The sequence below is a fragment of the Pseudomonas sp. MF6396 genome, from assembly GCF_002018915.1.
Lineage (GTDB): Bacteria > Pseudomonadota > Gammaproteobacteria > Pseudomonadales > Pseudomonadaceae > Aquipseudomonas > Aquipseudomonas palmensis.
The window spans coordinates 83,928-97,139 of record NZ_MVOK01000019.1; the positions used below are offsets into that span (position 1 = coordinate 83,928).

12 protein-coding genes are annotated in these 13,212 nt (G+C 62.3%); 5 read left to right on the forward strand and 7 right to left on the reverse strand.

Annotation, left to right across the window (positions count from 1 at the left end; translation table 11 throughout):
* The first annotated feature begins 7 nt into the window (after nucleotides 1-7).
* Entirely contained in the window at nucleotides 8-895 is an 888-nt protein-coding gene (locus MF6396_RS19100) for a LysR family transcriptional regulator (RefSeq protein WP_054916053.1), read from the forward strand.
* 7 nt (nucleotides 896-902) lie between these two features.
* Here MF6396_RS19100 and MF6396_RS19105 read toward each other — a convergent pair whose 3' ends face one another.
* Genes MF6396_RS19105 through MF6396_RS19115 form a run of 3 tightly spaced genes read right to left on the reverse strand, consistent with a single transcriptional unit; the run spans nucleotide 903 to nucleotide 3,919 of the window.
* On the reverse strand, nucleotides 903-1,721 hold the full coding sequence (locus tag MF6396_RS19105; protein ID WP_043862235.1) for a sulfite exporter TauE/SafE family protein: 819 nt from the start codon (nucleotides 1,719-1,721) through the stop codon (nucleotides 903-905).
* The gene (locus tag MF6396_RS19110; RefSeq protein ID WP_078481297.1) at nucleotides 1,718-2,995 is read right to left on the reverse strand and encodes an NAD(P)/FAD-dependent oxidoreductase; all 1,278 of its coding nucleotides are present in this window, start codon (nucleotides 2,993-2,995) and stop codon (nucleotides 1,718-1,720) included. Before MF6396_RS19110 ends, MF6396_RS19105 begins: the two co-directional genes overlap by 4 nt.
* 39 nt (nucleotides 2,996-3,034) lie before the next feature.
* Entirely contained in the window at nucleotides 3,035-3,919 is an 885-nt protein-coding gene (locus MF6396_RS19115) for an MBL fold metallo-hydrolase (protein WP_043862233.1), read from the reverse strand.
* A 252-nt stretch (nucleotides 3,920-4,171) separates the two neighbouring features.
* Between MF6396_RS19115 and MF6396_RS19120 the strand changes: the two genes are divergently transcribed.
* The gene (locus MF6396_RS19120; RefSeq protein WP_078481299.1) at nucleotides 4,172-5,482 is read left to right on the forward strand and encodes a sigma-54 interaction domain-containing protein; all 1,311 of its coding nucleotides are present in this window, start codon (nucleotides 4,172-4,174) and stop codon (nucleotides 5,480-5,482) included.
* 124 nt (nucleotides 5,483-5,606) lie between these two features.
* On the opposite strand, the gene gyrB is transcribed toward MF6396_RS19120, so the two are convergent.
* The 4 genes from gyrB to dnaA are packed head-to-tail and all read right to left on the reverse strand — an operon-like array spanning nucleotide 5,607 to nucleotide 11,815.
* A complete protein-coding gene (gene gyrB, locus MF6396_RS19125; RefSeq protein WP_054916057.1) occupies nucleotides 5,607-8,024 on the reverse strand; it encodes a DNA topoisomerase (ATP-hydrolyzing) subunit B in 2,418 nt (805 codons plus the stop codon).
* 4 nt (nucleotides 8,025-8,028) lie between these two features.
* Nucleotides 8,029-9,132: a DNA replication/repair protein RecF gene (gene recF / locus MF6396_RS19130; RefSeq protein WP_078481301.1), complete on the reverse strand. Its 1,104-nt coding sequence runs from the start codon at nucleotides 9,130-9,132 to the stop codon at nucleotides 8,029-8,031.
* Between the two features lie 19 nt (nucleotides 9,133-9,151).
* On the reverse strand, nucleotides 9,152-10,255 hold the full coding sequence (gene dnaN, locus MF6396_RS19135) for a DNA polymerase III subunit beta (protein ID WP_043860677.1): 1,104 nt from the start codon (nucleotides 10,253-10,255) through the stop codon (nucleotides 9,152-9,154).
* Between the two features lie 42 nt (nucleotides 10,256-10,297).
* Nucleotides 10,298-11,815 (reverse strand): chromosomal replication initiator protein DnaA, encoded by a 1,518-nt coding sequence (dnaA, locus tag MF6396_RS19140; RefSeq protein ID WP_078481302.1) that lies wholly within the window; start codon nucleotides 11,813-11,815, stop codon nucleotides 10,298-10,300.
* 603 nt (nucleotides 11,816-12,418) lie between these two features.
* Between dnaA and rpmH the strand changes: the two genes are divergently transcribed.
* The 3 genes from rpmH to yidD are packed head-to-tail and all read left to right on the forward strand — an operon-like array spanning nucleotide 12,419 to nucleotide 13,212.
* A complete protein-coding gene (gene rpmH, locus MF6396_RS19145) occupies nucleotides 12,419-12,553 on the forward strand; it encodes a 50S ribosomal protein L34 (RefSeq protein ID WP_002551315.1) in 135 nt (44 codons plus the stop codon).
* 13 nt (nucleotides 12,554-12,566) lie between these two features.
* Nucleotides 12,567-12,971: a ribonuclease P protein component gene (gene rnpA / locus MF6396_RS19150; protein ID WP_196933215.1), complete on the forward strand. Its 405-nt coding sequence runs from the start codon at nucleotides 12,567-12,569 to the stop codon at nucleotides 12,969-12,971.
* Nucleotides 12,964-13,212, forward strand: coding sequence for a membrane protein insertion efficiency factor YidD (yidD, locus tag MF6396_RS19155; RefSeq protein WP_078481305.1), 249 nt, complete (start codon nucleotides 12,964-12,966; stop codon nucleotides 13,210-13,212). Before rnpA ends, yidD begins: the two co-directional genes overlap by 8 nt.

The window sequence follows — 13,212 nt, forward strand, 5'->3', positions numbered from 1 at the left end:
GAAAAGCATGTTCGACTGGAATGACCTGCGGTTTTTTCTCGAGTTGCAGCGTAGCGGCCGCCTGCTGACCGCCGCCAAGCGCCTCAACACCACCCATAGCACCGTGGCCCGGCATATCGAGAGCATCGAGAGTAGCCTGGGCACGGCACTGTTCGTGCAGCACGCCCAGGGCTATGAACTGACCCCGGCCGGGCAGGCCCTGCTCAAGCACGCCGAAGCCATGGAGAACGTCGCCTTGCTGGCGCAGGAGGAGATCACCCAGGCCATCACGCCGCTGGGCAAGATTCGCCTGGGGGTGACCGAGGGCATCGGCATCATGTTCTTCACCCCGCGCATGGGCAGCCTGTTCGAACGCTACCCCGGGCTGGAGGTGGAGCTGGTCGCAGTGCCGCGCTTTGTCAGCATCATCAACCGCGAGGCAGAGATCAGCATTCACCTGGAACGCCCGCATGCCGACCTGTTGATCACGCGAAAACTCACCGATTACCGCCTGGCGCTGTATGCCAGCCCCGAGTACCTGGCCAGGGCTGCGCCGCTCAACAGCCGCGAAGACCTGGCCCGGCACAGCTGGATCGGCTACGTGGACGACCTGCTGTTCAGCCAGCAGTTGCTGTTTCTCAACAGCTTCTGCCGCGCACCGAACGTGGTGTTTCGCAGCACCAGCGTGATCGCCCAGCAACATGCGGCGCGTGCCGGGCTGGGCATCGCGGTACTGCCCAACTACATGGCCCGCCACGACCCGCATCTGGTGCGCGTGCTGCCCAGCGAAACCATCCAGCGCAGCTACTGGATCAGCACCCGGCGCGAACTGCACAAGTCGGTGCGCCTGCGCGTAGTGTGGGACTACCTGCTGGCGCTGTGCGCCGACGAGCAGGGCGAACTGCTCGCCGAGTGAGCGGCGTTCAGCGTGCCAGGGTGTTGACCGCCAGCAACAGGGCAGCCGCTATCCCCACCAGCGCAAAGCCCTGTTGCAGGCGCGGCCCGGCCAGGCGGTGGGCGAACTGACGCGCAACCACCAGGCCCGCCACCGCACCGCCGGCAAACGGCACGCCGACACCCCAGTGCATCACCCCGCTGAGGCTGGCGCTCAACACGCTGCCCAGCGACACCAGGGCGATCACCGCCAGCGACGTGGCGACGATGCTTTTCATCTCAAGGTTGGTGTAGCGCCCCAGGGCAGGCACGATCACAAACCCGCCACCGACCCCGAGCAGGCCGGACAGCAGGCCGCTGAGCAAGCCGGTGAAGGCCAGCGCGCGGGCGCAGGGCAGGGTCCAGCGCAAGCGCCCCTGCAACGGGTTGAGCACACAGGGCTGCAGGGCACGATCCGCACAGGGCGGCTCGCCCCGCAGCTCGCGCCGGGCCTTGCGCAGCATGCGTGCACAGGCATACACCAGCACCACGCTGAACCCCAGCGCCAGCGGTGCATTGGGCAGGCGATGCGCCAGCAGCAGGCCGAAGGGGGTGGCGCACATGCCGATCAGCGCGACGAACAGCGCGGCCCGGTAGCGCACCAGCCCCTGACGCAGCCCCAGCACCGCACCCACACCTGCCGCCAGGCCCACCGCCAGCAGGCCGACCGGGGCCGCCTCGACCATGCTCAGGCCCAGGCCGAACACCAGCAACGGCACCGCAAGAATGCCGCCACCGGCGCCCGTCAGGGCCAGGATGATGCCAATGAGGGCGCCCAGACCGGCGCCGACCAGTTCATGCTCTGTCACTGGCGCGCCTCACGCAGTCGCGCAACCGGCTTGGCGAGCCATTCGCGCCCCTTGAGCATGCAGCGCCAGTACAGCGGCGGCAGTATCCGCGCCTTGAGCAGCCAGGCCAGACGCGTGGGCCTGCGCCCGTCGAGCAACCAGCGCGGAAAGCTCGGTGCCAGCTTGCCGCCGTAGGTGAACTCGGCCAGCACGATCTTGCCGCGTTCCACCGTCAGCGGGCACGACCCGTAGCCGTCGTATTCGGCCAGACGCGACAGGCGCCCCAGTGCCACCAGCACGTTGTTGGCCACCACCGGCGCCTGCTTGCGGGCAGCGGCGGCCGTCTTGGCATTGCTGGTGTTGATCACATCGCCCAGGCCATGGATGTTGCCGTAGCGCGCATGGCGCAGGGTGGCCGGGTCGACCTCGAGCCAACCGGCCGCATCGGCCAGCGGGCTGTTGCGGATGAAATCCGGCGAAACCTGCGGCGGTACCACATGCAGCATGTCGAATGCCTGCACCACGGTTTCGCTGCTGCCGTCGGGCAGGGTGCGCAGAAAGGTCGCGCGCTTGCCCGGCCCGTCCACCGCCACCAGCCGGTGTGAATAGTTGAGGTCCACGCCGTAACGGTCGATGTATTCCATCAGCGCCGGCACATAGTCGGCGACACCGAACAGCACGTTGCCGGCGTTGAAGAACTGCGCCTGGATCGCCCCCAGGCGCCCGCTGCGCAGCCAGTGGTCGCACGACAGGTACAGGGCTTTTTGTGGGGCACCGGCGCACTTGATCGGCATCGGTGGCTGGGTGAACACGGCGCGGCCTTCCTTCAGGCCCTGCACCAGCTGCCAGGTGTAGGGTGCCAGGTCGTAGCGGTAATTGGAGGTCACGCCGTTCTGGCCGAGGGTCTCGAGTAGCCCGTCGATGGCGTCCCAGGCCAACCGCAGCCCGGGGCATACCACCAGCTGTTCGTAACTCACCAGGCGCCCGTCATCCAGGCTGACGGTCTGCGCCTGCGGGTCGAACTGTTGCACGGCGGCCTTGATCCACCTGACCGCCGCCGGCACGGTCGAGGCCAGGGTGCGGGCGGTGGACGCTGCACGGAACACGCCCGCGCCGACCATGGTCCAGCCAGGTTGATAATAGTGAACGTCGGCGGGGTCGATGATCGCGATATCCAGGGAGGCATCACGCGCCAGCAGGCTGGAGGCGGTGGCGATTCCGGCGGCACCGGCGCCGACGATCAGCACCTTGTGGTGGCTGACCTCGCGGGCAGCGGCAGAGGAGGCGGCAGGCATGGCAGTACGTCCTTTAATAATAATTCTGGTGCAGCAGGTTCAGAGCTTGTTGAGCGGGATCTTCAGGTAGCGCACACCGTTGTCTTCCGGCTCGGGCAACTGGCCGCTGCGCATGTTCACCTGCACCGAGGGCAGGATCAGTTGCGGCATGTCGAGGGTGGCATCACGGGCTTCGCGCATGGCCACGAAGCAGTCTTCGCTGATGCCGTCGCGAATGTGAATGTTGCTGGCGCGCTGTTCGCCCACCGTGGTCATGTAGCGCAACGCACGGCCTCCGGGCAGGTAGTCGTGGCACATGAACAGGCGGGTGGCATCCGGCAGGGCCAGGATGCGCTGGATCGAGCGGTACAGGGTGCGCGCATCGGCCCCGGGGAAGTCGCAGCGGGCCGTGCCGTAATCCGGCATGAACAAGGTGTCGCCGACGAACGCGACGCACTCGTCACCGGCCTGTACCAGGTAGGTCATGCAGGCCGGGGTATGCCCCGGGGTGTGCAAGGCGCGCAGCTTGAGCGTGCCAAGGGCGAGCTCGCCGTTGTCATCCAGCAGCACATCGAACTGGCTGCCATCACGGGCAAAGCCGGGTTCGGCATTGAACAGCGTGCCGAACACCTTCTGCACCTGGGTGATGCGGCTGCCGATGGCCACCTGGCCACCCAGCGCCTGCTTGAGATAGGCGGCAGCAGAGAGGTGGTCGGCGTGCACATGGGTCTCGAGTATCCACTGCACCTGGCCACCCAGCTCGCGTACCCGGGCGATCAGCTTGTCGGCCGAGGCGGTGTCGGTACGCCCGGCCTTGGGGTCATAGTCCAGCACGCTGTCGATCAGGGCGCAGTGCGCGCTGGCCTGGTCCATGACCAGGTAGCTGATGGTCGAGGTCGCGCTGTCGAACAGCGCTTCTACATACAGGTTACCGCCGATGATCATTACCGCTCTCCAGAGAATTCCGCTGATGCCTGCCGGCCAGCCGTGCAGGCATTCGACCAACAGTCATCAAGATATGTGCCAGCGCAGATTCACGCCTGCCCCCGGCCAGCACGCCCGGTTTACCTGAGTCTGGACCCTCTGGCCGAAACTGCCTGCCACGGTTCTGGCAGCTGGTTGGCAGAGGCTGGCAGTTTTTGGCAGTGAGCGAGGCGTTCGGTTAAGCTGCGGGCCTGCCTTGCCCCTGGTGCCGTCATGCCCATGAACCCCGACACACCCGCCAGCCCCGCCCTGCAGGCGCTGGTGTCCTACCTCGAACACGAACCTCAGCCGAGCATCGTGCTCGACCTGCAGTACAACATTCTTGCCGCCAACACCGCGTACCTGCATCAATTCGGGGTGGTGGGCGCCGCGCCGATCGGCCAGAAGTGCCACCACGTCTCGCACCACTACGCGGTGCCGTGCGACCAGGCGGGCGAGCACTGCCCGATGCGCAAGGCCAGGCATAGCCGCACCCCCGAGCGGGTGCTGCATGTGCATCACACCCCGCGAGGGCCGGAACATGTGGACGTGGAGTTGCGCCCGATCCTGGACGAGCAGGGTGAAGTGATCGCCTTTGTCGAACGCCTGACCAGCATCGCCGTGGCGTCGGCACAGCCGCAGCAGTTCGGCCTGGTAGGGCGTTCGGCGGCCTTCCAGGAGGCCCTTGCCGGTGTCCAGCGGGCCGCGCCGGCGCAGATACCGGTGCTGCTGCAAGGGGAGTCCGGCACCGGCAAGGAGCTGTTCGCCCGCGCCCTGCATGCCAGCAGCCCGCGTGCCAGCGGTCCGTTGGTGGTGGTGGACTGCACGGGGCTGACCGAGACGTTGCTGGAGAGCGAGCTGTTCGGCTACGAGAAGGGCGCATTCACCGGTGCCAACCAGCGCAAGATCGGCCTGGCCGAAGCCGCCCATGGCGGCACCCTGTTTCTCGACGAGATCGGTGAGGTGCCGCTGGCGATGCAGGTCAAGCTGCTGCGTCTGATCGAGTCGGGCAGCTTTCGCCCGGTGGGCAGCCTGCGCACGGTGCATTCGGATTTCCGCCTGATCTCGGCCACCCACAAGCCCCTCAAGGAAATGGCCACCGCCGGCAGCTTTCGCGAAGACCTCTACTACCGTATCAGCGGCTTCCCGATCCGCCTGCCTTCACTGCGCGAGCGCTTCGAAGACCTGCCCCTGCTGATCGAGACCCTGCTGCAGCGCCTGGCCGGGTCCGCTGCGCCGCGGGTCGACGAGGAGGCCATGACCTTGCTGGGGCTGTACCGCTACCCCGGCAACATCCGCGAGCTGCGCAACATTCTGGAGCGGGCGAGGTTGTTCAGCGACGACGGCATCATCCGCGCCGAGCACCTGCCCACGGAGCTGAGAGCCGACTCGCCCGCCAGTGCCCCACACCGCTCGAATACCCGATTGCGCGACATCGCCCAGGCGCTGGACAGCTTCGAAGGATCGCGCAGCGAGCTTGCCCGCCACCTGGGGCTGAGCGAGCGCACCCTGTATCGGCGCCTGCGCGAGCTGGGTGTTTCTTGAGTGCTCACGCCTAGGGCGCAGCAGCACCTAGGCAGGAAAACAAAAAGGCCAACCCCTGAGGGTTGGCCTTTCGAGGGCGTTGTCACTGTGGATAACTGCCCGCTTTCAGAGGTACTGCAACCGGTCAGAAGTCCAGATTGGATACCGCCAGGGCGTTGCTTTCGATGAACTCGCGGCGCGGTTCCACGGCGTCGCCCATCAGGGTGTTGAAGATCTGATCGGCAGCGATCGCGTCTTCGATGGTCACCTTGAGCATGCGGCGCACAGTCGGGTCCATGGTGGTTTCCCACAGCTGGTCCGGGTTCATCTCGCCCAGCCCTTTGTAGCGCTGGATGGTGTGACGCTTGGTGCTTTCGGCCATCAGCCAGTCCAGGGCTTCCTTGAACTCGGTGATGGCTTTCTTGCGTTCCCCACGCTGCACGTAGGCACCTTCACCCAGCAGGGTGGCAAGCTGGGCGCCCAGCGCGGTCACGGTGCGGTAGTCGTTGCTGCCGAAGAAGTCGCGGTTGAAGGTCACGTAGCTGGCAAGGCCGTGGGAAGTGATTTCCACTTCTGGCAGCCACACGTTGCGCTCGCGGTCTTCACGCAGGCTGGCCTTGTACAGCAAGCCCGACTTCTCGGTATTGCGCAGGCGCTCATCGAACCTGGCGAGCCAGTTCTGCATGTGCGCGTGGTCGGACAGCTGCTCCACCGAGATGGCCGGCAGGTACACGAAGTGCTCGGTGAGCTCTTGCGGGTACAGGCGCGACAGGCGCTTGAGGGTCTTCATCACGGTACGGAATTCGTTGACCAGACGCTCCAGCTCGACACCGGAAACCGGTGGCGCGGACTCGTCCAGGTGCAGGCTGGCATCTTCGAGAGCCGACTGGGTCATGTACTCTTCCATGGCCTCGTCGTCCTTAATGTACTGCTCCTGCTTGCCCTTCTTGACCTTGTACAGCGGCGGCTGCGCGATGTAGATGTAGCCGCGCTCGACCAGCTCCGGCAACTGACGGAAGAAGAAGGTCAGCAGCAGGGTACGGATGTGCGAACCGTCGACGTCAGCATCGGTCATGATGATGATGTTGTGATAGCGCAGCTTCTCGATGTTGTACTCTTCGCGGCCGATGCCACAGCCCAGTGCGGTGATCAGCGTGCCCACTTCCTGGGACGAAATCATCTTGTCGAAACGTGCTTTCTCGACGTTGAGGATCTTGCCCTTGAGCGGCAGGATAGCCTGGGTCTTGCGGTTGCGACCTTGCTTGGCCGAGCCGCCTGCGGAGTCACCCTCCACCAGGTACAGTTCGGAGAGGGCAGGGTCTTTTTCCTGGCAGTCGGCAAGCTTGCCCGGCAGCCCGGCAATGTCCAGCGCGCCCTTGCGACGGGTCATTTCACGCGCTTTACGGGCCGCTTCACGGGCGCGCGCAGCGTCGATCATCTTGCCGACCACAGCCTTGGCTTCGTTCGGGTTTTCCAGCAGGAAGTCGGAGAAGTACTTGCCCATCTCCTGTTCCACCGCAGTTTTGACTTCGGACGAAACCAGCTTGTCCTTGGTCTGCGAGCTGAACTTGGGATCAGGCACCTTCACCGAGATGATTGCGGTCAGGCCTTCACGGGCATCATCACCGGTGGTGGCGACCTTGTTCTTCTTGGCCAGACCTTCCTGCTCGATGTAGTTGTTCAGGTTACGCGTCAGCGCCGAACGGAAACCCACCAGGTGAGTACCGCCGTCGCGCTGCGGAATGTTGTTGGTGAAGCACAACAGGTTCTCGTTGAAGCTGTCGTTCCACTGCAGGGCGATTTCCACACCCACACCATCCTCGCGCTGAACGCTGAAGTGGAACACTTCGTTCACCGGAGTCTTGTTGGTGTTCAGGTATTCGACGAATGCGCGCAGGCCACCTTCGTACTTGAATTCCTCTTCCTTACCCGAGCGTTCGTCCTTCAACAGGATGCCTACGCCAGAGTTGAGGAACGACAGTTCACGAATCCGCTTGGCCAGGATGTCCCAGCTGAAGTGGATGTTCTTGAAGGTTTCGGACGATGGCTTGAAGTGGATCTGGGTGCCGGTGGTTTCGCTGTCGCCGACAATCTTCATCGGAGCCTGCGGTACACCGTGAACGTAGGTCTGCTCCCAGATCTTGCCGCTGCGGCGAACGGTGAGGATCAACTCTTCGGAAAGCGCGTTCACCACCGAGACGCCCACACCGTGCAGGCCGCCGGATACCTTGTAGGAGTTGTCGTCGAACTTACCGCCGGCGTGCAGTACGGTCATGATGACCTCTGCGGCGGAAACCCCTTCTTCCTTGTGTACATCGACCGGGATGCCGCGGCCGTTGTCGCGAACGGTGATGGACTCATCCGGGTGGATGATTACGGTAATGTCGTCACAGTGGCCGGCGAGGGCTTCGTCGATCGAGTTATCGACCACCTCGAACACCATGTGGTGCAGGCCGCTACCATCATCGGTGTCGCCAATGTACATACCGGGACGCTTGCGTACGGCATCCAACCCTTTGAGCACTTTAATGCTGGAGGAGTCGTACGTTTGATTTTCGCTCATGCCTTCACTCCCGATGGTCGTGGGTCTGGGTGATACGGCCTTGTTCCACGTGGAACAAGGCAACTGGCGTATCCGTCTGCCAGCCTTCCCTCAATAATTCGTGGTCTACACAGGTGATGAACACCTGGCAGCGTAAGTCTTCCAGCAAGCGGCAAAGTGCACGACGGTGCTGCTCGTCCAATTCGGACGGCAGGTCATCCACCAGATAAATACATTGGCCGCGGCGTGCCTGGCTGACCAGATGCCCCTGGGCGATACGCAGTGCGCACACCACCAGTTTCTGCTGGCCGCGAGACAGGATATCGGCCGCGTTGTTGGCGCCTAACCTGAGTCGCAGATCCGCACGTTGCGGACCTGCCTGTGTGTGGCCCATCTGCTGATCCCGATGGAGCGAGCCAGCCAGGACCTCACTGAGGTCTCTGTCCTTGTCCCACCCTCGGTAGTAACTCAGGGTCAGCCCCCCGAGCTCCAGCAATTCGCTCAAGGTTTGTTCGAAGACGGGTTTCAGCGCTTTGATGTAATTACGGCGGTACTCGTCGATTTCCGCACTGGCCAGGCATAACTCCCGGTCCCAGGCTGCTTGCGAAACAGCGTCAAGTGTACCATGCCGCAACCATGAGTTCCGCTGCCGCAGGGCCTTCTGCAGGCGCTGCCAGGTGGACATGAAGCAAGGTTCCACGTGGAACACACCCCAATCCAGGAATTGCCGGCGAATCTTGGGCGCACCTTCGAGCAGACGAAAACTGTCCGGGTTGATCAGTTGCAGCGGCAGTATCTCTGCCAGTTGGGCGGCACTGCGAGCGTTCTGCCCGTCGATGCGAATGGTGAAATCCCCTTGCCGTTCCCGCGATATGCCCAGGTTGCTGGAACCACCTTCATTCAGTTCGACCTGACCGAATACCGTACACGCCAGTTCTTCATACTGGATGACCGGTGTAAGGCGAGTGCTGCGAAATGAACGGGCCAGGCCGAGCAAATGGATGGCTTCCAGCACGCTGGTTTTGCCGCTGCCGTTGGCGCCATACAGGATGTTGATGCGGGGGGAGGGGGAGAAGGTCACCGGGTGCAGGTTGCGCACCGCGGTGACTGAAACGCGACTGAGGGACATCTAGCGAGTGCTGGACAAATTACAGGCGCATCGGCATGACGACGTATGCAGAATCGTCATTGTCCGCCTCTTGCAGCAGGGCGCTGCTGTTGGAATCGGACAGGATCAGACGAACCTGTTCGGTGGTCATCACGCCCAGCACGTCGAGCAGGTAGCTCACGTTGAAACCGATTTCCAGCGAACCGCCGTTGTAGTCGACGCCGATCTCTTCTTCGGCTTCTTCCTGCTCAGGGTTGTTGGCCTGAATCTTCAGTTGGCCAGCCGCCAGTTGCAGACGAATGCCGCGGTACTTTTCGTTGGACAGAATCGCGGTACGGCTGAACGCTTCGCGAAGTGCCTGGCGATCACCCAGTACCAGTTTGTCGCCGCCCTTTGGCAATACGCGCTCGTAGTCCGGGAACTTGCCATCCACCAGCTTGGAGGTGAAGGTGAATTCGCCAGTAGTGGCGCGAATGTGTTGCTGGCCCAGCACGATGGCAACGGTGCCTTCCGGATCAGTGAGCAGGCGCGCCAGCTCAAGGATACCCTTGCGAGGCACGATCACCTGGTGGCGATCAGCCTGACCGATATCGGCCTGCATCGAGCACATGGCCAGACGGTGACCATCGGTGGCGACCGCGCGCAGAGTGCCGGTGGAGACTTCCAGCAGCATGCCGTTCAGGTAGTAGCGCACGTCCTGCACGGCCATTGCGAAGCTGGTGCGCTCGATCAGGCGGCGCAGGCGGCTCTGCTCCAGGGTGCAGGTCAGCGAACCCGGGCCTTCCTCGACGGTGGGGAAATCGTTGGCTGGCAGGGTCGACAAGGTGAAACGGCTGCGGCCGGCCTTGATGATGACCTTCTGCTCGTCGACCTTGATGCTGATCTCCGCTTCGCTCGGCAGGCTCTTGCAGATATCCATCAGCTTGCGTGCAGGTACGGTGATCTCGCCGGGCTCGGCAGGGTGTTCCAGTTGCACACGGCCAACCAGTTCCACTTCCAGGTCAGTACCTGTAAGCGACAGTTGCTGGCCCTGGACCACCAGCAGCACGTTGGACAATACCGGCAAGGTCTGGCGGCGCTCGACGACGCCTGCGACCAGTTGCAGGGGTTTCAACAGGGCTTCGCGTTGAATGGTGAAATGCATGGTCTAGTCCCTTGCCTTAAAAAAAAGCCGCGCTGACGTTCATCACGTCGTCAGGGTCCGCAGCAGGTTCTTGTAGTCCTCGCGGATATCCGCGTCGGATTCCTTGAGTTCGTTGATCTTGCGGCACGCGTGCAACACCGTGGTGTGATCGCGGCCGCCGAAGACGTCGCCGATTTCCGGCAGGCTGTGGTTGGTCAGTTCCTTGGACAGGGCCATGGCCACCTGACGCGGCCTGGCCACCGAACGCGAACGCCGCTTGGACAGCAGATCGGAAATCTTGATCTTGTAGTACTCGGCCACTGTGCGCTGAATGTTATCCACACTCACCAGCTTGTCCTGCAGTGCCAGCAGATCCTTGAGCGACTCGCGAATCAACTCGATGGTGATATCGCGGCCCATGAAGTGCGAGTGGGCAATGACCCGCTTCAGCGCGCCTTCCAGTTCCCGCACGTTGGAGCGGATGCGCTGGGCAATGAAGAACGCAGCGTCATGTGGCAGGTCGACCTTGGCCTGGTCGGCCTTCTTCATCAGGATCGCAACGCGGGTCTCGAGTTCCGGCGGCTCAACGGCAACGGTCAGGCCCCAGCCAAAGCGGGACTTGAGGCGCTCCTCGAGGCCTTCGATTTCCTTGGGGTAGCGGTCGCTGGTGAGAATCACCTGCTGGCCACCTTCGAGCAGGGCGTTGAAGGTGTGGAAAAACTCCTCCTGCGAACGCTCCTTGCGGGCAAAGAATTGAATGTCGTCGATCAGAAGCGCATCGACCGAGCGGTAGAAGCGCTTGAACTCGTTGATGGCATTGAGCTGCAACGCCTTGACCATGTCGGCGACGAAGCGCTCCGAGTGCAGGTACACCACCTTGGCATTCGGATTCTTCTTGAGCAGGTGGTTACCCACAGCGTGCATCAAGTGAGTCTTACCCAGGCCCACCCCGCCATAGAGGAACAACGGGTTGTAGCCATGCTTGGGGTTGTCGGCGACCTGCCAGGCTGCCGCGCGGGCCAGCTGGTTGGACTTGCCCTCGACGAAATTCTCGAAGGTGAAGGTGCGGTTCAGGTAGCTGGTGTGTTTGAGCGCACCCTCTACCTGCACAGTACGTTGTTCGGTACGGCTGCTGGGTGGAGCCACCACGGCAGTGTTCTCGCCCATCGAGTCGAAGCTGTCGCGCGAAGGTGCATCTTCGACCTGGGCCGCTGCCGGCACAGGTGCTGGCGCTGCCGGGGCTGCCACGGCAGCGACCTGGGCAGCCTGCTGGGCCTGGGAAGCGGCGACCGAGGCGGCGAGCGGTGCGTTGGGCGCAGCACGGGGTGCCGAACTGCGTCGGCTGCCTATTAATAAGGAAAGCGCAGGGGCGATGCCGTTGCCGTGTTCGCCCAGCAGTTCGAGCAAGCGACCCAGGTACTTTTCATTGACCCAATCGAGTACGAACCGGTTAGGCGCATAGACGCGCAACTCGTCGCCTTCGGCTTCGACCTGTAGCGGACGGATCCAGGTGTTGAATTGCTGGGCAGGCAGTTCGTCGCGCAGAAGGTCCACGCACTGCTGCCAAAGTTCCACTGACACGGATATCCCCTGAGTTGAACGCCGGTGAGGCAAAAACAAGCGGCCATTGTACCGACCACCAGCGCAGTTATCCACATGCAGGTGTGTCGAGGGTGGCGATAAATCAGCAGGTTAGTGGCAAAAACGTCACTTTACCGCTGTGAATAAGCCCTGTGGATAACCATGCCTGAGCACTTTGCACAAGTGGGGGTCGAAATCGGTGGATAACTGCACTGTGGATAACAGGCCTTTTAATCCACAGCTTTTGCGCCTGCACAGCACAGCCAGAGCACCGCTTCCCGACAGGGTTTCTTTTCTCTGTACAGTACGTAGAACAAGGCCTGTAGCGTTCTATCCACAGAAAACAGCTGCCTAAGTTCTATAAGATTTACAAAAAAGCTTTAAATACCTTCTCTTCTTTTTTCTATGTTTAAGCGTCCGGCAAGGCTGTGTCCCTGTCATCCGGGGCACAGGCCTGTGGACGAGCACGCGAAGGCGCCCGGTTTTTTATCCATAAGGAAAAGCTGGTTGGAAATTGACCTATGGCGCTGCTTTCTCTAGAATCGCCGGTCTCTTAAAACGGGGGCCATTCCGGCCCGTTGTCGACGAACCAGGTAACACGCCATGAAACGTACTTTCCAACCAAGCACCATCAAGCGCGCCCGCACTCACGGTTTCCGTGCCCGTATGGCTACCAAGAACGGCCGTGCCGTACTGTCCCGCCGTCGTGCCAAAGGCCGTAAGCGTCTGGCAGTTTGATTTTTCGGCACAGGTGGTGAGTCAGGACTTCAGTCGGGAAAAACGTCTTCTGACACCCCGACACTTCAAAGCGGTCTTTGACTCTCCATCCGGCAAGGTGCCAGGCAAGAGTCTCTTGCTCCTTGCCCGCGAGAACGGCCTGGATCATCCCCGCCTGGGGCTCGTGATCGGGAAAAAGAGCGTCAAGCTCTCCGTTCAACGCAACCGCTTGAAGCGTTTGATGCGCGATTCGTTTCGTCTCCACCAGCATTTGCTGGCCGGTTGGGACATCGTGATCGTCGCGCGCAAAGGCCTGGGCGACGTAGAAAACCCAGAATTGCACCAACATTTTGGCAAGCTCTGGAAGCGCCTTGCACGCAGTCGGCCCGCTCCAGTGGTTAACAGCGAATCTGCAGGGGTAGACCGTCCAGATGCGTAAACTGGTACTCGTTCCGATCCAGTTTTACCGTTACGCCATTAGCCCTCTGATGGCCAGCCACTGTCGTTTCTATCCGACCTGTTCCACCTATGCGATTGAAGCCATCGAAACACATGGCGCATTGCGCGGTGGATGGTTGACCGCTCGTCGTCTCGGGCGTTGTCATCCGTGGAATGCCGGCGGTTATGACCCGGTTCCGCCTGCTCCCACTTCCCGTACTTCTTCTTCGATAGCCGAGTAA